This is a genomic window from Catenuloplanes nepalensis (assembly GCF_030811575.1).
Lineage (GTDB): Bacteria > Actinomycetota > Actinomycetes > Mycobacteriales > Micromonosporaceae > Catenuloplanes > Catenuloplanes nepalensis.
On sequence record NZ_JAUSRA010000001.1, the window covers coordinates 6,492,299 to 6,514,649 of the forward strand.

The 22,351-nt window shown below is 71.5% G+C and carries 20 protein-coding genes and 1 pseudogene; 4 read left to right on the forward strand and 17 right to left on the reverse strand.

Going from position 1 to position 22,351, the window contains the following annotated elements:
- Positions 1–29: 29 nt before the first annotated feature.
- The 7 genes and pseudogenes from J2S43_RS27845 to J2S43_RS27875 all read right to left on the reverse strand — a co-directional run bounded on the left by J2S43_RS27845 (position 30) and on the right by J2S43_RS27875 (position 7,889).
- A complete protein-coding gene (locus J2S43_RS27845) occupies positions 30–494 on the reverse strand; it encodes a hypothetical protein (RefSeq protein ID WP_306834174.1) in 465 nt (154 codons plus the stop codon).
- Between the two features lie 291 nt (positions 495–785).
- Entirely contained in the window at positions 786–1,550 is a 765-nt protein-coding gene (locus J2S43_RS27850; RefSeq protein WP_306834175.1) for a 3-oxoacyl-ACP reductase, read from the reverse strand.
- Positions 1,547–2,284, reverse strand: a pseudogene (locus J2S43_RS27855) (aldehyde dehydrogenase family protein); the annotation flags it as partial. The gene J2S43_RS27850 and the pseudogene J2S43_RS27855, both read right to left, overlap by 4 nt.
- Complete coding sequence (locus tag J2S43_RS27860) at positions 2,253–3,608, reverse strand: glutamine synthetase family protein (protein WP_306834179.1); 1,356 nt, start codon at positions 3,606–3,608, stop codon at positions 2,253–2,255. The pseudogene J2S43_RS27855 and the gene J2S43_RS27860, both read right to left, overlap by 32 nt.
- Before the next feature lie 111 nt (positions 3,609–3,719).
- Entirely contained in the window at positions 3,720–4,844 is a 1,125-nt protein-coding gene (locus J2S43_RS27865; RefSeq protein ID WP_306834180.1) for a peptidoglycan recognition protein family protein, read from the reverse strand.
- Positions 4,845–4,997: 153 nt separating this feature from the next.
- Complete coding sequence (locus J2S43_RS27870) at positions 4,998–6,494, reverse strand: amino acid permease (RefSeq protein WP_306834182.1); 1,497 nt, start codon at positions 6,492–6,494, stop codon at positions 4,998–5,000.
- Between the two features lie 447 nt (positions 6,495–6,941).
- A complete protein-coding gene (locus J2S43_RS27875) occupies positions 6,942–7,889 on the reverse strand; it encodes a sulfotransferase family protein (RefSeq protein WP_306834183.1) in 948 nt (315 codons plus the stop codon).
- Positions 7,890–8,045: 156 nt separating this feature from the next.
- On the opposite strand from J2S43_RS27875, the gene J2S43_RS27880 reads away from it, so the two are divergent.
- Entirely contained in the window at positions 8,046–8,552 is a 507-nt protein-coding gene (locus tag J2S43_RS27880) for a helix-turn-helix domain-containing protein (RefSeq protein WP_306834185.1), read from the forward strand.
- A gap of 112 nt (positions 8,553–8,664) precedes the next feature.
- Positions 8,665–9,033 carry a serine hydrolase gene (locus tag J2S43_RS27885; protein ID WP_306839485.1) on the forward strand — a complete coding sequence of 123 codons (369 nt, stop codon included), beginning with the start codon at positions 8,665–8,667 and terminating at the stop codon, positions 9,031–9,033.
- Positions 9,034–9,202: 169 nt separating this feature from the next.
- Here the strand turns inward: J2S43_RS27885 and J2S43_RS27890 are convergent, their stop codons facing one another.
- A complete protein-coding gene (locus J2S43_RS27890) occupies positions 9,203–10,432 on the reverse strand; it encodes an IS110 family RNA-guided transposase (protein WP_306831110.1) in 1,230 nt (409 codons plus the stop codon).
- Positions 10,433–10,844: 412 nt separating this feature from the next.
- A complete protein-coding gene (locus tag J2S43_RS27895) occupies positions 10,845–11,888 on the reverse strand; it encodes a P1 family peptidase (RefSeq protein WP_306834188.1) in 1,044 nt (347 codons plus the stop codon).
- Between the two features lie 104 nt (positions 11,889–11,992).
- On the opposite strand from J2S43_RS27895, the gene J2S43_RS27900 reads away from it, so the two are divergent.
- On the forward strand, positions 11,993–12,874 hold the full coding sequence (locus J2S43_RS27900; protein WP_306834190.1) for a GNAT family N-acetyltransferase: 882 nt from the start codon (positions 11,993–11,995) through the stop codon (positions 12,872–12,874).
- 10 nt (positions 12,875–12,884) lie between these two features.
- Here the strand turns inward: J2S43_RS27900 and J2S43_RS27905 are convergent, their stop codons facing one another.
- From J2S43_RS27905 to J2S43_RS27920, 4 genes are all read right to left on the reverse strand, one after another.
- The gene (locus J2S43_RS27905; RefSeq protein ID WP_306834192.1) at positions 12,885–13,958 is read right to left on the reverse strand and encodes a sugar ABC transporter substrate-binding protein; all 1,074 of its coding nucleotides are present in this window, start codon (positions 13,956–13,958) and stop codon (positions 12,885–12,887) included.
- Between the two features lie 38 nt (positions 13,959–13,996).
- Positions 13,997–14,503: a hypothetical protein gene (locus J2S43_RS27910; RefSeq protein WP_306834194.1), complete on the reverse strand. Its 507-nt coding sequence runs from the start codon at positions 14,501–14,503 to the stop codon at positions 13,997–13,999.
- 593 nt (positions 14,504–15,096) lie between these two features.
- Entirely contained in the window at positions 15,097–15,936 is an 840-nt protein-coding gene (locus tag J2S43_RS27915; protein WP_306834196.1) for a GNAT family N-acetyltransferase, read from the reverse strand.
- Between the two features lie 120 nt (positions 15,937–16,056).
- A complete protein-coding gene (locus J2S43_RS27920) occupies positions 16,057–16,638 on the reverse strand; it encodes a TetR-like C-terminal domain-containing protein (RefSeq protein WP_306834198.1) in 582 nt (193 codons plus the stop codon).
- A 127-nt stretch (positions 16,639–16,765) separates the two neighbouring features.
- On the opposite strand from J2S43_RS27920, the gene J2S43_RS27925 reads away from it, so the two are divergent.
- The gene (locus J2S43_RS27925) at positions 16,766–17,935 is read left to right on the forward strand and encodes a macrolide family glycosyltransferase (RefSeq protein WP_370881787.1); all 1,170 of its coding nucleotides are present in this window, start codon (positions 16,766–16,768) and stop codon (positions 17,933–17,935) included.
- A gap of 180 nt (positions 17,936–18,115) precedes the next feature.
- Here J2S43_RS27925 and J2S43_RS27930 read toward each other — a convergent pair whose 3' ends face one another.
- The 4 genes from J2S43_RS27930 to J2S43_RS27945 all read right to left on the reverse strand — a co-directional run bounded on the left by J2S43_RS27930 (position 18,116) and on the right by J2S43_RS27945 (position 22,350).
- Positions 18,116–19,186 (reverse strand): PQQ-dependent sugar dehydrogenase, encoded by a 1,071-nt coding sequence (locus J2S43_RS27930; RefSeq protein WP_306834202.1) that lies wholly within the window; start codon positions 19,184–19,186, stop codon positions 18,116–18,118.
- A 200-nt stretch (positions 19,187–19,386) separates the two neighbouring features.
- A complete protein-coding gene (locus tag J2S43_RS27935) occupies positions 19,387–20,418 on the reverse strand; it encodes a LacI family DNA-binding transcriptional regulator (protein ID WP_306834204.1) in 1,032 nt (343 codons plus the stop codon).
- Between the two features lie 106 nt (positions 20,419–20,524).
- The gene (locus J2S43_RS27940) at positions 20,525–21,415 is read right to left on the reverse strand and encodes a carbohydrate ABC transporter permease (protein ID WP_306834206.1); all 891 of its coding nucleotides are present in this window, start codon (positions 21,413–21,415) and stop codon (positions 20,525–20,527) included.
- Entirely contained in the window at positions 21,412–22,350 is a 939-nt protein-coding gene (locus J2S43_RS27945) for a carbohydrate ABC transporter permease (RefSeq protein ID WP_306834208.1), read from the reverse strand. The genes J2S43_RS27940 and J2S43_RS27945 overlap by 4 nt, the downstream gene beginning before the upstream one ends.
- Between the last annotated feature and the right edge of the window lies 1 nt (position 22,351).

Below are 22,351 nucleotides of genomic sequence, written 5' to 3' on the forward strand. Positions count from 1 at the left end.
TCGATCCAGCGACATGGGGGACGCATGGATCACGGTGCCGGGTCCCAGGACGTGCGGTACGGGAGGGACTCGTAGCGGTTGGTGAGCGCGGCCAGTTCGGCGGTGAGCGCGGTGCGGGCCTCGTCCAGGCCGGCCTCGGCGTCCGCGGTCCGGTAGGCCGCGATCCGCTCCTGCACCGACATGCCGACCGCGGTGGTGATCGCGCGGCGCGCGGCCGCGGACTCGTCCTGGCGGCGGACCAGGTCGCGCCAGGCCGCGTTCACGGACGACCAGCCCGTGTCCACGTCCGCGCTCATCGTGGCCAGCTCGCCGCCGCCCGCCTCGGCCAGGCCGTCGCCGGTCGCCCACGCGTTGAACCGGCTGCTGACGATGAGCACGCGGCCCGCCGCCTCGCACACGGCCGGATCGGCCAGCCCGCTGCTCAGCACCTCGCCCAGCAGCCGTGGCCCACCGGTCGGCGCGGGCGTGCCCACGCCCAGGTCGGGAAGTCGCATGCCCTGACTCTAAACAGACGCCGGCACCACGGCGGTGGCGCTGCCGTGGTGCCCGGCTGTCCTGCGGCCCGCACCCACCGGCGCAGCCTTCGAGGCGGTACGTCAGCGGGGCCTTCGGCCCTTTCCTCTGTGCCCGCCCCGACCGAGGTGCAGTTCCACCGGCGACGGGTTGTTACCTACAACACTGCCCGCCCCGAAACGCCCCCAAACAAGAAATTCCCAAACCCCCGATCCCGATCGTGGCTCTTGATCGCCCCAGCCCCGGCCTGGCCCACAGCTCGCGGCTGTCGGCTAGGTAGCTGTCACGTAGGCGGCGGTGATGCCGCCGTCGACGACGAACTGGCCGGCCGTCATGAACGAGGCGTCGTCGCTCGCCAGGAACGCGACCGCGGCCGCGATCTCGGACGGCTCGCCGAACCGGCCCATCGGCACGTGCACCAGCCGGCGCGCGGCCCGCTCCGGATCCTTCGCGAACAGCTCCAGCAGCAGCGGCGTGGCGATCGGGCCGGGGCAGAGCGCGTTCACCCGGATGCCCTCGCGGGCGAACTGCACGCCCAGTTCCCGGGTCATCGCGAGCACGCCGCCCTTGCTGGCCGTGTATGCGATCTGTGACGTGGCCGCGCCCATCAGCGCCACGAACGACGCGGTGTTGATGATCGACCCCTTGCCCTGCCGGCGCATGTGCGGGAGCACGTACTTGCAGCACAGGTAGACGCTGGTGGTGTTGACCCGGATCACCCGCTCCCACGCGTCCAGCCCGGTCTCCAGGATCGAGTCGTCGTCCGGCGGCGAGATCCCGGCGTTGTTGAACGCGACGTCGACCCGCCCGTGCCGCGCCGCCACGCCGTCGAACAGCGCTCGCACCTGCTCGGAGTCGCTCACGTCGCAGCGCACGAACTCGCCGTCCACCTCCGCCGCCGCGGCCTCCCCGGTGGCGGCGTCCACGTCCACGCAGACCACGAACGCGCCCTCGTCCCGGAACCGGCGCGCGGTGGCCAGCCCGATCCCGCTGCCCGCGCCGGTGATGACCGTGACCCGCCCGGCGAGCCTGTTCATGCGTACCCCTGGGTGTCGATGGAGACGTTCTTGACGTCCGTGAAGGAGAGCAGCGCGTCCGGGCCCAGCTCTCGGCCGAGACCGGACTGTTTCATGCCGCCGAACGGCGTCCAGTAGCGCACGGACGAGCTGGAGTTGACGCTGAGGTTGCCGGCCTCGACCCGGCGCGCGACGCGGGTCGCGCGGCCCACGTCGCGGGTCCAGATCGAGCCGGAGAGGCCGTAGGCGGTGTCGTTCGCCAGCCGGACCGCCTCGTCCTCGCCGTCGAACGGCAGCACCGAGAGCACCGGCCCGAAGATCTCCTCCCGCCAGTGACGGTCGTCCGGCGACTCCGCCCGCAGCACGGTCGGCGAAAACCAGAAACCCCCGGATCCCGCCGGTACGTCGCCGGTGAACAGCGTCTCCGCGTCGTCCACATAGGATGTGACGGCCGCGCGGCGGGCCTCGGAGATCGGCGGGCCCATCTGCGCGCTGGTAAGCGCCGGGTCGGCCACCCGGAACGCGCGCACGGCCGGTTCCAGCAGCGCCGGGAACTCGTCGTGGACCGCGCGCTCGACCATCAGCAGCCGGGCGCGGTCGCCGGGGGCCACCTGCCGCCAGCTCTCGAAGGCTTTCGCGGCCCGCGCGATCACAGCGTCGGTCTCGGCCACGCCCAGCAGCTCGATCTCGGTGATCGGCGTCCCGTCCGCCGGGTTGACGATCCTAAAGACGCTCGAACCCACGCCGCAGCTCCCAATCCGTGACCGCGGCGTCGAACGCGGTCAGCTCCACCCGGGCGTTGTTCGCGTAGTGGCCGGCGACGTCGTCGCCGAACGCGTCCCGCACGAACGCGGACGACTCCCATGCTTCGAGCGCGTCCCGCAGCGTCGGCGGCACCCGGGGCGCGTCCCGATCCTCGTACGCGTTGCCGGGGTGCGCCTCCTCCAGCGGCAGCTCCCGCTCGATCCCGTGCAGCGCGCCCGCGACCAGGGCGGCGATCGCCAGGTACGGGTTCACGTCCGCGCCCGGCACCCGGTTCTCCACCCGCGTCGACGGCCCGTGCCCGGCGATCCGGAGCGCACACGTCCGGTTGTCCACGCCCCAGCGCACCGCGGTCGGCGCGAAGGACCCGGGCTGGTACCGCTTGTACGAGTTGATCTGCGGCGCGTAGAACAGGCTCGCCTCGCGCATCGTGGCCAGCAGCCCGGCCACGACATATCCGCCGACCCGGGACAGCCCGCCCGGCCCGTCCCCCGGCATCGCGGGCGCGCCGGTGTGGTCGCGCAGCGAGAAGTGGATGTGGCAGGAATTACCCTCGCGCGCGTTCGGCTTCGCCATGAACGTGATCGACATGCCCTCCTGTGCCGCGATCTCCTTCGCACCGTTCTTGTAGATCACGTGGTGGTCGGCCGCGGTGAGCGCCTCCGCGTACCGGAAGCCGATCTCGTGCTGGCCGAGGTTGCACTCGCCCTTCGCGGACTCCGGGACCAGGCCCGCGGCGTACATCTCGTTGCGGATGCGGCGCAGCAGCGGCTCCACCCGCGCGGTGCCGAGCAGCGAGTAGTCCACGTTGTACAGATTGGCCGGCGTCAGGTCGCGGTAGCCCCTGCCCTGCGCGGCCTCGTAGCTGTCCCGGTAGAGCACGAACTCCAGCTCGGTGCCGGCCCAGGCGGTGTAACCGTATTCCCCGAGCCGGTCGAGCTGTCGCTGCAGGATCTGCCGGGGCGAGACGGGCACGTCACCGGAACCGTCCAGCCAGGCCAGGTCGGCCAGCAGCATCGCGGTCCCGGGCTGCCACGGCACCCGCCGCAGCGTGGCGAAGTCCGGCACCATCGCGAAGTCGCCGTAGCCGCGCTCCCAGGACGACATCGCGTAGCCGTCGACCGTGTTCATCTCCACGTCCACGGCGAGCAGGTAGTCGCACCCCTCGGCGCCGTGCGCCACCACCTCGTCCAGGAAGTGGGCGGCGTGGAACCGCTTGCCCTGCAGCCGTCCCTGCATGTCCGTGACAGCCAGGACGACCGTGTCCAGCTCACCGGTGTCGATCGCCGCGCGCAGCCCGTCCAGGGTGAGTCCCATGGTGATCTGGTCTACTACCAAACCCGTTCCGGCACAACGGCCCCTCACAATCGAGGCGTCCCCCATGTCGACAGAACGACATGGGGGACGCCTCGATCATGGTCGGGTGGGTCAGCTCAGCTCGGCCGCGACCTCCTGGCGGAGCGCCGCGAGCGTCGGGTGGAACGCGTTGCCCGGGCACTCGGTCGCGCCCGCACCGACCGCCTGCCAGTCGCGGTGGCCGAGGATCGTGTTGACCTGGCCGCCCGCCCCGGAGATCGGGTTCCGGTAGGTGACCCGCGCGGTCGGGTCGAGGTTGACCAGGCCCGCGATGCCGGCCAGCACCTTGACCAGCGACTCCCGCGCGGCCGCGGTCGGCTGGCGGTTGGTGAACCGGCCGAGCAGCGAGACGCCCACGTTGCCGGCGTTGAAGCCGCCCACGTGCGCGCCGTTGACCGCCTTCGGCCGCCCGTCCGGACCGGCCGTGCCGCCGTAGATCGGCACGCCGTCGGTGCCGGACCAGCGGCCCTCGTAGACCGCGCCGGCCTCGTCGATCAGCAGCTGGTAGCCGATGTCGCCGTAGTCGTCCGCGATCGTGTCGTCGTAGTAGATGGCCCGGACCGTCGCGGCCGGGTTGGGGTCGTCGTTGTGCGCGTCCACGCCGGTGTGGTGCACGGTCAGCGTCTGGACCGGGTAGAACTCGGCCGCCCACTTCTGGGTGCCGTCCGGGTTCAGCCGCAGCGACTCGTCCGCTCCCCACGCCTGCCGGGGCAGGTAGCGGTTGAGCGCGAGCGCCTGGGTGCCGCGCAGGGGCAGCGCGTTCTTCGCGACCGCCGCGACCTGGCCGGCCGGGCCGTCGATGGTGTTCAGCTCCCGCACCACGGCCGGGCTGCCGTCCGCGGTCTGCACCTCGTAACCGGTGACTCCGTGCGCCAGCACCATGGACCGGTTGCCGGCCGCGGCTGATATGCCGTCCCGGCCGCCGTGGCAGCCGGCCAGTTCGAGCCACGCGCCCCATCCGTTCGCGTCCCGCAGCCGCACCGCGGCGGCGGCCGACGCCGTCACCGAGAGGTGCGTCAGCGTGAACTCCGCGACGTCGTTCTGCTCGCGGCTGGCCACCCGCCCGCGCTCGTGTGCGAGCGTGCGGGGGATGCGGCGCGGCTCGTTCGCCGCGTAGGCGACACCGCCGGCCGCCGCGGCGATGGCACCCGCGCCCACCACCGTCGCGCCGGTGAGCAGTGTCCGTCGAGAAACCACGTGTGGACCTCCTGGTAGGTTCGGGCCCCGCCCGCCGAGAGTCCGGCGCGCGAAACCAGGTCAGCCGACATCGACCCCACTCTTACCCCGAATCGGTGTTCACAACATCGATTCGGGACGCTCAAAGACTACCCATCGATGACCACATAGGAATCAGACGTTTCGGCGCGGGCCGGTGAACCACCTCCGGGCCGACAGGAACCACCAGAGCGCCACCAGCAGAAGGACGCCGCCGACCGCGATGGGCGCGTAGTTCACGGCCGACCAGGTGAAGTCCGCGGTGAACGGCACGCCGGCCGGCACGATCGGCAGGACGAAGTAGACCGAGATGACCGCGATCTCGATCACCGCGATCCAGCAGAGCGGCTTGTAGAGCCGGCCGAGCGTCCACGGCCCGGGCCGGAAGGCCGCGCCCATCCGCAGGCGCAGCGCGATCGGGATTCCGAACGCCAGGTAGAGGCCGACCACCGCGACCGAGACCACGGCGTAGAACGCGACCGGCACGCCCTCGCGCTGGTAGAGCGCGGGCAGCGTGAGCAGCAGGCCGGCCGCGCAGACCGCGAGGATCGCCGCCGCCGGCGTACCGTTGCGGTCCACCCTCGACCAGAGCCGCCAGCCCGGCACCGCGCGGTCCCGGCTGAACGCGTAGGCCATCCGTGAGGCGGACGTGACGCAGGACATGCCGCAGAAGAACTGACCGACCGTGGAGATGATGATCACGGCCTTGTAGAAGAACGGCGTCAGCGCGGTCTGGAAGATCGCGCCGGAGAATCCGTACGCCTCGTTGATCGCGGTCACGTCCGTCGCCGCGAACAGGAACGACAGCAGCAGCACCCACCCGCCGATCGCGGAGTAGAAGATCGACTGCCAGAGCCCGCGCGCCGCCGCCGTGGACGCACCCCTGGTCTCCTCCGACACGTGCGCGCACGCGTCGAACCCGGTGATCGTGTACTGGGTGAGCAGGAAACCGAGCGGCAGCACGTAGAACCAGTAGATCCCGTCGCCGAAGCCGGAGTTGTTGAACCGCTCGGTGAAGACGAACTCGAAGCTCTGGTGCCGCTGGGGCACCAGCAGCAGGATCAGCACCACGGCCGCGGCGCCGAACACGTGCCACCAGACCGACACGTTCTGCAGCACGTCGATGATCCGGTGCCCGAACACGTTGATCGCCGCGTGCAGCACCAGGATGATCACGAAGAGGACGAATGCCTGATTGAGCGAGCCGGCCCAGCCCGGGACCAGCGCGGCGAGCGTCAGGTTGAGGAACGTGGCGGCGCCGTAGTCCACGGACGCGGTCACCGCGATCAGCCCGATCAGGTTCAGCCACCCGGTGAACCAGCCGTGCACCGGCTTGCCCATGGTCGCGGCCCACCAGTAGATGCCGCCCGCGGTCGGGTAGGCCGAGACCAGCTCGGACATGCAGAACCCGATGATCAGAATGAACGCCGAGATCAGCGGCCAGCCCCAGGCGACCGCGACCGGCCCGCCGTTGTTCCACGCCTGGCCGAACGTGGTGAAGCAGCCGGCCAGGATCGAGATGATGGAGAACGAGATCGCGAAGTTGGAGAACCCGCTCCACGTGCGCTTGAGCTCCTGCTTGTAGCCGAGTTCGGCCAATCGGCGGGCATCGTCGTCGGTTTCGGTGCTCACGAAGACCTCCAGACACGGACTTCGCCGGCACGCAGAGGAGATCGTCGATCCGGCGGCTGCGCGCCAGTTTCGACCCGGAGGATCACGTGGGTCAATACGATACGGCCGGCGATTAATTGCTTTGCCGCCCGCCCGGGGCCTGGCGCATCCTTGCTGGTGTGACGAGGGGCCATTCGGCCGGCCCCGGGCGGCGTGGGGCGGGGCCCGGTCACCTCTCTCGCCTCAAGGTCAGGCCCCGCGCCGCCCCCGCACGCAAAGAAACCCCCAGGCCGATGCCTGGGGGCCTCTTATATGCACGGCGGTCTCACGGCTCACGCCGCGTCCCTGCCGTGTGGCGCAGTGGGTTCGGTGCCGTCGTTCCTTTCGGAACCATCGCCCCTGTCTCCCTCCGCTGCCTTCGACGTTACGCCGCGACCCGATCCTCGCGCGGCGGAACGCGGGAAAACGTCAGAGCCGCGCGGGGAGCTGCTGGTCGGGGCGGACGCGGTGGTAGGCGTTGGAGGCGTGGCGGCGGACCGCGCCGAGGCGGTGCCGGGCCGCGACCGTGGCGTAACGCACGCGCTGGGCCGGGGGTGCGGTGCCGATGCCGGACAGGGCGTACCCCTGGGCGGCCAGGCGGTCGCCGAGCGCGTCCTCGCAGAGCGCGATCTGCCACGGTTCCAGGCGGTCCCGCCAGGTCCCGACGCGGTCGTCGCCGACCTCCGCGTGCGTGCGGACGTGCCACTTCTTCCGCTCGGGTACGGCCACGGACGCGACCTGGTCCGGCCGGGTCATCGCGTCGTCGAAGTCCTCGCCGAGGAACGCGCAGAGCCGGCGCAGCTCGGCCTCCGGGCTCTGCACCAGACTCTCGTACCGCAGCGGGAAGTAGGAGTCCGGCGGGAGCAGACGCTCGGCGCGGCGGGCGCTGTCCACGGACCGGGCCCAGGCGGAGATCGCCTTGTGGATGCCGTCCCGGTGCCACGGCATCTCCAGCAGCGAGGCCACGCAGTCGCGGCCGTCCCGGGTGATGGTGACGATCTGCGCGTCCGGGAAGAGCCGGAGCACCACGTCCACGTTGTGGATGTAGGACGGCCGCTTGTCACCCCAGCGGGGCCGGCCGAAGCGCTGCGCGTACGCCTGGAAGACCGCGCCCATCGCGGAGCCGAGCGTGGGCGGCCCGGCGACGATCCGCGCGGTCACCTCGTCCCGGTCCAGCCCGAGGTCGGCGACCTTGGTCTCCTCCGTGAAGATCCAGTCGGCGAGCGCGCGGCGGCGCTCCGGCTTGCGCAGGTCGCCGAAGCGGTGCCGCAGGCCGTACCCGGACAGCACGAAACGGGTCTCGGGCGGGATCGCGATCCGCGGATGTGCGTGCAGCATGAGTTGCAGCATCGTGGTACCGGACCGCGGACATCCCATGACGAAGATCGGCCGGCTGTTCACGCCGGGTAAAACGATGCTTTATCGCCCGAGATACTCAAATTTCTGTGGCGTCCAGCGCGGCCGGCCGTGCCGGAAGGCCCGGTGGCCGCCGAGGCGGGTTGCGTTACGACGCACTTACGTAATGATGGAGTTATGGAGGAATCGGAGATCGCTGCACGCCTCGCCTCGATCGAGGAGCGGCTCACCGCCATCGAGGGCCCGCCCGCGGACACCACGCCGGCTCCCCACCCCGGCCGCGACGACCGCTTCTTCGCGCTGAACGGCGTGAAGGACTCGATCGGCGCGGGCGTCGTCTACGCCGGGCACGTCGACCTGCCGACCGGCGAGGTCTATGACTGGCAGTGGGGCCCGGTGCCGCTGCCGACGACGCTTTCCGCGGACTGGTCCGCGTCCGTGGGCGTGCTCAGCGCGCTCGCCAACCCGGTGCGGCTGCGGCTGCTCCGCGAGGTGCTGCTCGGCACCCGGGGCGCGACCGAGCTCGGCGCGCTGGACGGGCTCGGCACCACCGGGCAGCTCTACCACCACCTGAAGCAGCTGGTCAGCGCCGGCTGGCTGCGCTCGCCCGCGCGCGGGGTCTACGAGGTGCCCGGCGACCGGGTCGTGCCGCTGCTGGTCATCCTGACCGCGAGCGCGCGATGAGGGCGCTCGCCGCCGGCGTCGTGGCGGTCCTGGCCGCGGCGGCCGGTCTGGTCGCCGGCCCCGGCCGCCGTCGCTCAGGCCGGAGGAGACCGGGGACGCCGCACTCGCCGCGCTGGTCCGGGACGCCGCGGGCGATCCCGGGGGATTCCGCGGGCTGTCCGTGGCCCTCGCGGAGAACGGTGCCGTGCGGTTCGCCGGGCTCGGCGACGACCGGATCACGCCGGACACCGCATTCGAGATCGGCTCGGTGACCAAGGCGCTGACCGGCATGCTCCTCGCCGACCTGGAGTCCGGCGGGGTGCTGCGGGCACAGGACACGCTCGGCACGCTGCTGCCCGGCACCGGCGGGCCGGCCGCGACGATCACGGCGGAGGAGCTGACCGGTCACCGGTCCGGCCTGCCCCGGCTGCCAGGGGTCCCGAAGTCGTTGGAACGACTTCGGGGACCCCGGGGTCACGGATCGCCGGCGCGTTCACCCTGACGCTGAAAGGTCGGTAACGACGTGACTGACGCATGGGTCACCAGAAGGGCAGCCGCCGCGATGCTGTCCGGTGCGAAACGGTCGTCCCGCACGGAATGCGGGCAGCGGCGGAAGCCGCGTTCTTGCTGTGCCCACCACGGATCGTGCAGACACCCCTGGAGCTGAGGTGTCAAGTTGTGGTGGTGGTTTTCTTGCGGTGTGACCAGGCGGTGGCCTGGTCGTAGGGGGTGTGGGTCTTGAGGCAGCCGTGGAGGATGCCGACGAGGCGGTTGCCGACCTGGCGGAGTGCGGCTTGGTGCTTGACGTCGCGGTCGCGGAGGGTGTCGTAGTAGGCGCGGACTTCGGGATCGTGCAGCATCGCGGCGCTGGCCTGCATGTGCAGGGCGTCGATGAGGCGGTTGTTGTGGATGAACCGGGCGTAGACGGTCTTCGTTTTCCCGGACTGGCGGGTCAGTGGTGCGGTTCCGGCATAGTTCTTCCGGGATTTCGCGTCGGTGTAACGGCCGGCGGCGTCCCCGAACTCGGCGAGCACCCGGGCGCCGAGGACAGCCCCGATACCGGGCTGGCTGAGATAGACCTCAGCGTCTGGGTGCCGGCCAAAATGCTCCTCGACCTGCCCTTCCAGGGTTTTGATCTCGGTGTTGAGGGTCTGCAGGACCGCGACCGTCGCCCGGACCGAGGCCGCATAGGCGGCCGTGACCGTCTCGGGCTGGCCGAGCTCGACGGTCCGCAACGCCTGCTGGATCCCGGCCGCCTTGCCCTCGACGTTGCGGCGGCGGGCCCGTTTCAGCACCGTACCGATCTGTGCCAGGGTCAGCTTCGCCGCGCCGGCCGGTGTCGGGGCCTTCGCCAGAAGCTCCAGAGCGTCACGGCCGGTGAGCGTCAACTCCTCGTAAGCGGCGACCGCGGCCGGAAAATACTCCCGCAACGCCGTGCGCAGCCGCAGCATGTGCCGTGTGCGTTCCCAGATCAGTGTCTGATGCGCCCTCGCGACGACCTTGACCGCCTCAGCGATCTCGGAATCCGCGGCGACGGGCCGTAACTGATGCCGGCGGGTCCGGAGCATGTCCGCCAGCATCCGCGCGTCGCCCTTGTCACTCTTCGCTCCTGACAGCGACAGCAGCTCCCGGTGCCGGGCCGCTTGCTTCGGGTTGACCGCAAATACCTGATAACCGGCCGTGACCAGCGCCCGCACCCACGGCCCGCGATCCGTCTCGATGCATATCAGCACCTGCGAAGGCCCGGCATCCCCGGTCAGGAACCGGCCCACCAGCTCATGGAACCGGGTCACTCCTTCCACACCCTCCGGCAACCGCACCACGCCCAGTGTCTGCCCGGCCTCGTTCTGCACCTCCACATCATGATGATCTTCCGCCCAGTCATCACCGACGAACAACACCCGAACCCCTCCCCACCAGCAACAACAACCCCGCAGCCACATGGAAGACCCGGCGCCCTAATGGATCAGTGCTCACGCCATCCGGCGGGCACGACACCCCATCAGCCGTACGGTCCTCACACATCACAGACAGGGGCACGATCTGCACGCAGGACTCAACGGCCCCGGGAGGAACAGTGCTCACCCGCTGCGGCTACCAGACACCGAGTCTGCAACACAACCGACCCGACCTCTAGAACCCATTAGGGAGGAGCGCCAGCGACGACCGGTGCCCGCGGGAGCATGCGGCCCGCAACCACGCCGGAAGCGGGAAAATCGCTTCTATGGTCTTGCTTGTCGCCTTGTCGCCTTGTCGCCTTGCTGCCTTGCTGCCTTGCCGCCTTGCCGCCTTGGCGAGGCGTGATGAGCGCGGTCAGACGCCGGGTGCGAGGCGGCCGGCGGCGGAGAGGCGGCGCATGACCGCGCGGTGCGGGACCGCGTGGCTGGTGCGGCCGCCGGCGCCGATCGTGGTCACGGCCATGAACAGCGAGTTGAGCAGCGCCTCCTCGACCGCGTCCAGCACCGCCGCGAACGCCGGGTCCAGGTCGCCGTCGGGGATCCCCGGCTGACCCGGGAACGCGGTGCTGAACGCGATCGCGTAGTCGCCGCTGCCGCCGCTGAACGACGCGCCTACCCGGCCCATCGCGAAGACCGCGCGCCGGGCCAGGCGGCCGAGCTGGCGCGCGTCCAGCGGCAGGTCGGTCGCCACCACGATCATGCAGGAGTTGCCGGGCGGCGTGATCCGCACCGCGTCCGGGATCAGCTCCTCGACCGGCAGCGGCACGCCGAGCACGGTCAGCACGCCGCCGAAGTTCGACTGCGCCAGCGCGCCCACGGTCCCGGACCGGCCCGCGACCCGGATGGACCGCGACGACGTGCCGATGCCACCCTTGAAACCGAGTGCGGTGGTGCCGGTCCCGGCGCCGGCACACCCCTCGGCCGGCGGTGCCGCGGACGCGCCGCGCAGCGCGGCCAGCACGTGCTCCTCGGTGATCGGGCGGCGGCGGATGTCCGACAGGTGGCCGTCGTTCACCTCGCCGACCAGCGGGTTGAACGAGAGCGCGTCCGGCCGGCGGTCCATCAGGTAGCTGAGCAGCGCGTCCGCGGCCCGGAAGACGGACAGCGTGGCGGTCAGCACGATCGGCGACTCCAGCACGCCCAGCTCGTCCACCTGGGTCGAGCCGCACAGTTTGCCGTGCCCGTTGCCGGCGAAGATCGCGGCCGGCAGCGTCCACCGCCCGGGGCCGAGCCCGACCGGCACGATCGCGGTCACGCCGGTGCGCAGCGCCGCGTCGCCGTCGACCGTGGTGTGCCCGACCAGGACGCCGCCGACGTCCGTGATCGCGTTGTGCGGGCCGGTGGGCAGCGGGCCGACGACCACGCCGAGGTCCCTGGCCCGGCGGCTCGGCTGATTCACGACTCCTCCTGCCGGTGCGGCGATTCCTGCGGTTACTGGCGGTGGCGCGATCCGGACAGCTAAACACAGTGGATCCGGTGGCGTGGGGCTGCGAAGATCCGCGGATGGTGGTGGAGCGGCACGATCTCGACGGCCCGGACGGGCTGGACGCGCTGCTGGAGTTCACGCGACGCACCTGGACCGCGGTCTCCCGCTGGCACGTCGGCGACATAGCCTGGACGTTCGGCCAGTTCAACGGCCCGGCGCCGGGGACGCGCACGTCGATGTGGCGGGAGCACGGGCGCACGCTGGCCGCGATCACCGCGTACGGCGCGGAGCGCCAGGACGGCGCCGTGCTCACCTTCCACGCGGACCAGGCCCGGCCGGACGCCGCCGACACGGCGCTGACCTGGGCGAAGACGGCGTACCCGCACATGGCCGTGGGCATCCTGGAGACGGAGCACCACCTGGGCGCCGCACTGGCCCGGGCCGGCCTGCGCACCGATCCGGGCGACGACGGCCCGTTCTTCCTGGCGCACCGGGTCACGCTGGACGGCACGCTGCCGCCGCCGAAGCCGGCCGGTTACCTGGTGCGCCCGGTGCACGGCCGAGACGAGATACCGCGCCGGGCCGCGCTGCACCGGGCGATCTGGGCGCCGTCCTCGGTCACGGACGAGCGTTACCGGACGATGGCGGCGCGCCCGCCGTACCGGCCGGAGTTCGACACGGTTGTCGAGGACCCGGGCGGCGAGCTGGTCGCGTACTGCCTGGGCTGGTACGACGAGGCGAACCGGGCCGGGCTGCTGGAGCCGATCGGCACGCTGGCCCGGCACCGCCGCCGCGGGCTGGCCCGGGCCGCGATCCTGGCCACGCTGCACGCGTTCCGGGAGGCCGGCGGCGACACCGCGATCGTGCACGCGCGCGGCGACGACGGATATCCGATCCCGCGCGCGGTCTACCCGACCGCCGGTTTCACCCCGTTCGCCCGAACTCGCGTCTACCGGTGAACGGCGTTGGCTAGGAGATGCCGGCCTCGTGGCAGGCCGCGGCGTAGGAGCCGGTGCACAGCTGCGGCGCGGTGTAGAAGCCGTCCGCGACCACGGTGTCCTTGACGTTCGCACGGGTCACCGCGACCGGCGGGAGCAGCACCGACGTCACCTTGGCCGTGCCGTTGTCGGTGAACGAGGTGACGTGCCCGGTGTACGCGGTGCCGGTCGCGGCCGCCACCGCCATGTCCGCCGCGACCGTGGCCTGCGGCTTGATCGCCTTGTAGATCGTCGCGTACTGCTCCCCGGCCAGGATGCGCTGGATCGCCGCGATCTCCGCGTCCTGCCCGGTGACGGGTGGCAGCTCGGTCACGCCCGCGGCCTTCAGCGCCTCGATCGCGCCGCCGGCCGTGCCGTCGTTGGCCGCGTACACCCCGGCGATTTTCTCCGCGCCCAGCGCCGTGATCGCCGCGGCCATCCCGGTCCGGGCCGCCTCCGCGGACCAGTCGGCCGCGTCGAACTCGCGCCCGATGGTGACCTCCCCGTCCAGCACGGAGTGCGCGCCCTTCTTGAAACCGGCCGCGTTCGGATCGGCCGGCGCCCCGTTGATCATGACGATCGGCCGGGTCCGTTCCCCGCCCAGCGCGGTCAGCAGCGACTGCGCCTGGACCTGCCCGACCTTCTCGTTGTCGAACGAGACGTAGAAGTCGACCGGCCCCTTCGCCAGCCGGTCGTAGGCGACCACCGGCACGCCGCGCGCCTCCGCGTCGGTCACCACGGCCGCGGCCGCGGCCGCGTCCACCGCGTCCAGGATCAGCACCCTGATGTCCTGGTCCAGCAGCTCCGCGGCCTGGGTCGCCTGTTGGGCCGCGTCCGAGTCGGCGTTGCGGTAGAGCACCTCGCAGTCCGCGCACACCTCGCCGAGCCGGGCCTCGATGTAGGGGCGGTCGAACGTGTCGTACCGCGTGGTCTTCGACTCCGGCAGCAGCAGGCCGACGCGGTAGCCCTCACCGGCGCTCGGCGGCTCGCCGGACTCGCCGCCGCCGCACGCCGCCATCGCCAGTGCCGCCGCGACGACACCCGCGGCCAGCATCCGCCTGCCCATCCTCACCACTCCGCCAGCTTAGGAGGAAATTCGGGTATTTAGGAGGTTTCGACCAGCCGCTTGGCCGGGCCGACCGTGGAGACCGTGACGCCCAGCCGCTCGTGCAGCATCCCGGCCTGCCTGCCGAGCGCGCCCACCACGGCCGGCAGCACCGGCAGCACCCAGTCCGCCAAGAGCCCGTGGTCCGGCAGATTCAGGATCAGCACGGCCGCGGCCGCACCACCGAACCCGTGCGCCAGCCCGCGCCACGCCGCCCGCCCGGTGTGCCCGACCGCCGCGCGCCGGGCCGCCTTGTCGCCCAGCTTGGGAAACCCGTCCAGTGCACGCGCGTCCCGGCGCCCGAAGTTCACACCGGCCACGGCCGCCGCCACCGACGTGCCGGCCACCACGGCCACCAGCAGGTCCCGCGTCGCCAGCCAGAGCAGCCCGAACACGCCGGCGCCGGCCGCCAGCGCGAACAGCGCCCGCAGCCATTCCTTCCGCTCCCCCGGATACCAGTAGTACTTGGTCGTGGTCTCCGAGACCTGCTTCACGATCTGCCCCATGCCCCACCCCACTGAGTCGCGACTCAATCGTCACTGATCGTAATGATTGACGACGCGCGGGGACCCGAATCCCAAGAACAGCCCAAGACCGCTCCCGGCGCGGCCCAGCCCGTTGCTCCCGCGGGCGGCTCCGGCTCCGCACCGACGCGCGGACGCATCCACCACCAGCCAGCCGATGCGGCGCTCGGCCCCGGACCCGCCGGTCAGGATGCCACCGGCCGGCGCGGATCCGCCGCCCGGAGTTCCGCCGCCCGACACGAGACCCCCACCCGAGGTGGCACCATCCAGCGCAGAACCACCAGCCGGAATGCCGCCCGGCCGGCACACTGCGCAACCCGCGCGGTAGCGGGCCACAGCTCCATGATCGAGGCGTCCCACGTGTCGTTCTAGCGCCATGAGGGACGGCCGGATCTTGAGGAGCGCGATGCGCCCGCGCGCGGCCGGGGCCGGGCGGGCGCGGGTGTCGCGTGCTCGTGGTGACCAGCGACGGCACCGGCAGGGAGGAGCGCCAGCGACGACCGGTGCCCGCGGGAGCACTCGGAAGGTGGGCACGCCGGAAGCGGGAGAGTCTGCTTCTGGAAGGGGTTCGGCCGTCAGAAGAGGATGGTGGCGAACGTGCCGGCGGAGCGGAAGCCGCAGCGGGCGTAGACGCGGCGAGCCGCGTGGTTGTAGTCGTTGACGTAGAGGCTGACGGTGGGCGCGACGCGGCGGAGTGCGTCGGTGACCACGGCGGCCATGGCGGGCGCGGCGATGCCGAGGCCGCGCCAGGCCGGGTTGACCCAGACGCCCTGGACCTGGGCGGTGTGCGACGTGACCACGGCCAGCTCGGCCTTGAAGACGACCTGGCGGTTCTCGATACGGACGTACGTCCGGCGGGAGCGGACCAGCTCGGCGACGCGGCGCTTGTAGCCGCTGCCGCCGCCGTCGGCGAGCGGGGAGACGCCGACCTCTTCGGTGTACATCGCGACCGCGGCCGGGAAGACCAGGTCTATCTCCGCGTTCTCCGCGAGGCGCACGGCGGGGTCGGGGCGCACCGGGGGCAGCTCGCCGGTGGCCAGGATCGGCTGGTTCGGCCGGACCTCGCGGGGGTGACCCCAGGTGCCGGCGAGGTGGTCCCAGAGGCCGAGCACGGCGTCGGCGCGACCGACGATCGACGAGCAGATCCGGTGCTCGCCCGCGATCAGCTCGGCGAACGCCTCCACCGCGGGCGGCGTGGCGAGGATCGGGGTGAGGTGGGCGCCGGACCAGAGCAGCGACTCCAGGTGGCGGCGGGCGCCGTAGCCGTAGATCCGGCCGTCGCTGCGCCACCAGGAGAGGCCGTGCGCGGCGATGCGCTCGGCGACCTGGGCGGTCGCGAACGGATCCGAGTCGAGGACTCTCATCACCGCCGAGCGCTCGGTCTCGCCGAGCTGGCGAACCGGCATCGTCAGCACGCCCTCAAGCCTGCCAGATCCACGTGTCCTCGCGTGCATCAACTCCCCGCCCTTTCGTTCCGTCCGGACGGGTATGCGGGCAGACCGGCCGGCGCGCCTGATCAACGTGCCGTCTGTTCGTTACCCCGAAGCGCGGTCTCCTATCGCGGCCATCACGAGATCGACCAGGCGGTCCGCATAGTCCTCGGTGAGCGGGCCGGTGCGCAGCAGCCAGCGATGGTAGATCGGACCGAAGATCAACTCCACGGCCACATCCAGATCGACATCCGCGGGTACGCCGCCGGCGCGGAGCCGGTCCTTGACCGCGTCGAGCTGCGGGCGGAGCAGCCGGTCGCGCACCTCCCCGGCCATCGTCTCGTCGGAGAGCGTCTCGACGGTGAGCGCGCGGGTGGTGGCGGACAGCCGCGGGTCGGCGAACTCCGCGACCGTGGCGCGCACGACCAGGCGCAGGTCGGCCCGGAGGTCACCGGTGTCGGGCAGCGCCACGTCGCCGGTCGCGACCGTGTCGAACAGTGCGTCCAGCACGACCGCACTCTTGCCGCCCCACCAGCGGTAGATCGTCTGCTTGCCGGCTCCGGCCCGGGCCGCGATCGCGCCGACGGTGAGCTCCGCGTAGCCGGTCTCGTCGAGCAGCGCCCGGGTGGCGTCGAGGATGGCGCGGCGGGAGCGCTCGTTGCGGCGGGCGGGGTCGGGGGTCGGCACCCGCTCATCCTATCCCGACGAGACGAGCCGTCTCGTCTTGACATCGGCAGTCGGCTGCCGCACCGTTAACGGCGAGACGAGACGACTCGTCTCGCTTTGCCGAGGAGGATCCGTGCCGCACATCGCCATGGTCAGCATCCCGTTCCACGGGCACGTCAACCCGAGCCTCGACCTGGTGCGCGCGCTCGTCGCCCGCGGCCACCGGGTCACCTACGCCAACGACCCGTCCTTCGCCGAGACCGTGCGCGCCACCGGGGCGGAGCTGAGACCGTACGATTCGACGCTGCCGACGGACGGCGGCGCGGACCTGGACGGCATCGACCAGCTCACGCTCTTCCTGGACGACGCGATCGCGATGCTCCCCCAGCTGCGCGGCGCCTACGCGGCGGACCGCCCGGACCTGTTCCTCTACGACATCGCGGGCTCCCCCGCCCGGCTCCTCGGCGCGTCCTGGGGCGTGCCGGCGATCCAGCTGAGCCCGACCTACGTGCCGTGGGAGGGCTACGAGGAGGAGATGGCCGAGGTCATCGACGGGATGAAGGCGGATCCGCGCGGCGCCGCCTACCACCGGCGCTTCACCGAGTGGCTCACAGCGCAGGGTTCGCCGATCACGGACGGGCCCGCGTTCATGGGCCGGCCGGACCGAGGGCTGTCGCTCATCCCGCGGGCGCTTCAGCCGCACGCCGACCGGGTCGACCCGGCGGTCTTCCAGTTCGTCGGCCCGCTGCTCGGCGCGCGCGCCACCGCCGGCGACTGGACCCGGCCGGCCGGCGCGGAGAAGGTGCTGCTGGTCTCGCTCGGCTCCGCGTTCACCCGGCACCCGGACTTCTACCGTCGCTGCATCGCCGCGTTCGGCACGCTCCCCGGCTGGCACACCGTGCTCCAGATCGGCGGTCAGGTCGACCCGTCCGAGCTGGGCGAGGTGCCGCCGAGCGTCGAGGTGCACCCGTGGGTGCCACAGCCGGCGATCCTGGCGCAGGCCGACGCGTTCCTCACCCACGCCGGCATGGGCGGCAGCGCCGAGGGCCTGTTCCACGGCGTCCCGATGATCGCGGCACCGCAGGCGGCCGACCAGTTCGCCAACGCGGAGCAGCTGGCCGCGCTCGGCGTGGGCCGGGTGATCTCCCTGGAGACGGTCACGGCGGACGAGCTGCGGGCGGCGCTGATCGCACTGACCACGGACCCGGCGGTGGCGGCGCGGTCCGCGGAGTTGAGCCGCGAGGTGCGCGCGGAGAGCGGTGTCGACCGCGCGGTCGGCCTGATCGAGGCCGCGCTGCCCGCCGCCCCGGACGCCTGACCACAGATCCGATGTTCAGGGCGCCGCCGACAACGCACGCCCCGACCACAGGCGCGGTGTGCAGGGCGCCGCCGACAACGCACGCCCTGACCACCGGGCTCCGGTGGCGCCGGAGCAGACCGGGTGCGTGGCGCCGGTGCTGATCCGGTGGCGGCGGGTTCGCCGCCACCGGAGGGAACGTCAGGCGGTGGGTGGGAAGCGGAGGATGCGGTCGTCGGTCGCGGCAGGGGAGCCGCGGCCGTCGCGGTTGCTGGTGGCCACCCAGAGGGAGCCGTCCGGAGCGACCTCGACCGTGCGCAGCCGGCCGAACTGGCCCTGCAAGACCGCGACCGGCGTGCCGGCGCCGCCGTCGGCGGTCAGCGGGACGGTCCAGAGCCGGGTGCCGCGCAGCGCCGCGACGTAGAGCGTGGAGCCGGAGATCGCGGCGCCGCTCGGCGAGGCCTGCGCGGTCGACCAGACGACCAGCGGATCGACGTAGCGCGCGTCGTTGCCGTCGCCCTCCACGACCGGCCAGCCGTAGTTCGCGCCCGGGGTGATCAGGTTGACCTCGTCCCAGGTGTTCTGGCCGAACTCCGACGCGTAGAGCCGCCCGGCCGCGTCCCAGGCCAGCCCCTGCACGTTGCGGTGGCCGAGCGAGTAGACGAGCGAGCCCGCCGTCGGGTTGTCGGACGGCACCGTACCGTCCGGGTTCAGCCTGAGGATCTTGCCGCCGAGGCTGGCCGGGTTCTGCGCGTTGGCCGTGGTGCCCGCGTCACCGGCACCGGCGTAGAGCTTGCCGTCCGGCCCGAACGCGATCCGGCCGCCGGCGTGGATGCTGCCGCGCGGGATGCCGGTCACGATCGTCTGCGGCGAGCCGAGCGCATCCAGCCGGAAGCGCACGATCCGGTTGTCGTTCGCGCTGGTGAGATAGGCGTAGACCCACTCGTCCGGCGACACCGCGAGCCCGAGCAGCCCCGCCTCGCCGACCGGTGACACCCCCGGCACGGTCCCGACGGTCTGGACCGCGCCACCGCCGGCCGGGATTCGCAGCAGCCGCGCGCTCATTCGCTCCGCGACCAGCGCATCGCCGCCCGGCAGCCAGGCCAGCCCCCACGGCACCTCGAGCCCTTGCGCCACGACCTGAGGAGCACTGAAATCAAAACCTTCGGCCAGCGGTACGGCGTCCGCCTCGGCCGCCGCGTGCGCGCTCACCGCGCCGGCGAGTGCCAGACCGAGCGCGACGACCGAGGTCAGGGCAACGGTTCTCCGCATGGTGCGAACCTCCTCACTGCATCACCACAATGGCGTGCATCGATGTTCGTCCCCACCCGGACCGTACCCATCGACTCTTTTGACCGCAAACCGAACGGACCCGGGCAGGTCGCCGCCCTCCGGGCATTCTCCGTGGATCTCGCGAACGCACGGCCAGGTCGACGCGCCATCCGGGCACGCGAACAAATGACACGGCGCTGCTAGGCGGATTCGCGGATGACCAGTTCGGTGGGGAGGATGACGGCGGCGTGCTGGTCGCCGGCGATGTGAGCGAGCAGCAGGCGGACCATCTCCTGGCTGACCCGGGTGAACGGCTGGCGGATCGTGGTCAGGCCGGGCGTGAGCGTGGTGGCGACCTTGGAGTCGTCGAAGCCGCCGATCGCGATGTCGTCCGGTACGCGCTTGCCGATGCGCTGGAGGTAGGCGATCGCGCCGGCCGCCATCAGGTCGGAGCAGACGAAGACCGCGTCCAGCTCCGGGCTCGCCCGAAGCAGCCGTTCCATCGCGGCCTCGCCGGACGCCTGGCTGTAGTCGCCGGCCTCGATCAGCGCCGGCTCCACGTCACCGGCCACGTCGCGGTAGCCGGCCAGCCGGTCGACGCCGCCGGACGTGTCCAGCGGCCCGGTGATGATGCCGATCCGCTGGTGGCCGCGGGACCGCAGGTAGGTGACCATCTGCCGGGCGCCGTCCCGGTCGTCGGCCGCGACGTAGCTGACCTCGCGCTCGTGGCCGAGCGGTCGGCCGCAGACCACGAACGGCAGCCCGCGGCCCTTCAGTTCGTCCAGCAGCGGGCTGCCCAGGTGGTTGGAGACGACGAGCGCGCCGTCCACGTGGCCGGCCGTCACCCAGCGGCCGATGCGCTTGCGGTCCTCGCTGGTGCCGGCCACGGTGAGCAGCAGCGTGATGTCGTGCTCGGCCAGGATCTGGGTGCAGCCGCGCAGCAGGTTGTTGAAGTTCGGGTCCTCGAAGAGCCGGTCCTGTGGCTCGGACAGGATGAACGCGACCGAGTCGGAGCGCTGGGTGACCAGGCTGCGCGCGTGCTGGTTGACCACGTAACCGGTCTTGCGGATGGCCCGCTCGACCGCCTCCAGCGCCGGGCCGCTGACGTTGTGGCCGCCGTTGAGCACGCGGGAGACCGTGCCCCGCGAGACACCCGCGACCGCGGCGACGTCGTCCATCGTCGGGCGGTGACGCTGCGGGCGGGTGCTGCGGAAACGGTTCTGCTCGGCCACGGCTCATATTCTCCTGTCCGGCGTCAGACGTCGCCAAATCCGTGATCCAGGCGTCGTTCATGTCGTTGGAACGACCTGAACGACGCCTGGATCACCGGGGTGGGGGTCAGCCCTTCACCGCTCCGGAGATCAGGTCGGTGCGCCAGTAGCGCTGGAGCGTCAGGAACAGCACGATCAGCGGGATGATCGACAGAAGCGATCCGATGATCACGTGGCTGTACAGCGCGGGCACGGTCGCACCCTGATTGAGCAGCGTGAACAGGCCGACGGTGACCGGGAACTTCTCGTCGCTGGACAGCATGATGAACGGCAGCAGGAAGTTGTTCCAGATCGCCACGAACTGGAACAGGAAGACCGTCACCAGGCCGGGCACCATCATCGGCAGCGCGACCCGGGCGAAGATCCGGAACTCGCCGGCGCCGTCCGTGCGCGCGGCCTCGACCACCGTGTCCGGCACGGCCGCGGCCGCGTAGATCCGGGCCAGGTAGATGCCGTACGGGCTGATGATCTGCGGCAGCAGCACGGACCAGTAGGTATCGGTGAGCCCGACCTTGGCCAGCAGCAGGTACTGCGGGATCGCCAGCGTGATGCCGGGCACGAGCACGCCGGCCAGCAGCACGTTGAAGATCGCGTCCCGCCCGGCGAACCGGTACTTGGCCAGCGTGTAGCCGGAGATGCCGGAGACGAGCGCGGAGAGCGCACCGCCGACGCCCGCGTAGATCGCGGTGTTGAACAGCCACTGCCAGTAGATGCCGCCGCCGTTGGAGCTCAGGTCGCCGAGGTTCTCGAAGAACCCGGTGCCGGGCGCGAACGTGAACGTGGTGAACAGGTCCGAGCCGTTCTTGGTCGACGCCGCGACCACCCAGGCGATCGGCAGCAGGCAGTAGACGGCGCCGATCAGCAGGATCGCGGAGCCGAGCCAGGACGGGCGTTTGCGCACTCCCGGCCGTACCGTCGCGGCCTGTTCTTGATCTTTCGCTGGTGCGAGAGCGGTCACCGGTTCTCACCTCCGAAGGCCTGGCGGGAGACCAGGCGCAGGAAGCCGAAGGAGAGCACCAGCGTCACCAGCGCGATGACGACCGAGCTGGCCGCGGCGGAGTAGATGTCGTTCTGCGAGAACGCGTCGCGGTAGACCTTCATCAGCGGCGTCCACGAGGACGAGATCGAGTTGGTCAGCGAGCGGATCGTCAGCGGCTCCGTGAAGACCTGCAGCGTGGCGATCAGCGAGAAGACCGTCGTCATGATCAATGAGGGCAGCAGCAGCGGGATCTTGATGCGCAGCGCGATCTGCAGGTCGGACGCGCCGTCCAGCTGCGCGGACTCGTAGATCTCGCCGGGCACCGCACGCAGCGACGTGAACAGCACGATCATGTTGAATCCGACGCCGCCCCAGACCGCGATGTTGACGATCGCGAAGAAGACCGAACCGCCGTTCAGCGGGTCCGGCTCCGGCAGGCCGGCCGCGCTGAGCAGATAGTTGAACGGGCTGACCGCGGGCAGGTAGAGGAAGCCCCACAGCATGCTGGCGATCACGCCGGGCACCGCGTACGGCAGGAAGATCGCCAGTTTCGCGAACCGGCCGAACCGCACCCGCGGCGCGTCCAGCAGGAGCGCGAAGAGCAGCGCCAGCCCGAGCATGAGCGGGATCAGCACCAGGCCGTAGAGCAGCACCCGTCCGGCGCTGCCGAGCAGCTCCGGGTCACCGAGCGCGTTGCGGTAGTTGTCGAGGCCCGCCCAGATCTCGGTGCGGGCGTTCTTCCCGAGGCCGAGCCCGCTGACCTTGATCCGGCGGAAGCTCAGGTAGATCGCGTAGCCGATCGGCAGCAGCAGGAAGAGCGTGAACAGGATGATCGCCGGGGCGAGGAAGAGGTACGGCACCCCGCGGGGCGCCGTACCCTTCCGCTGCCGGCCCGTGGTGGCCGCGGCGCTCATG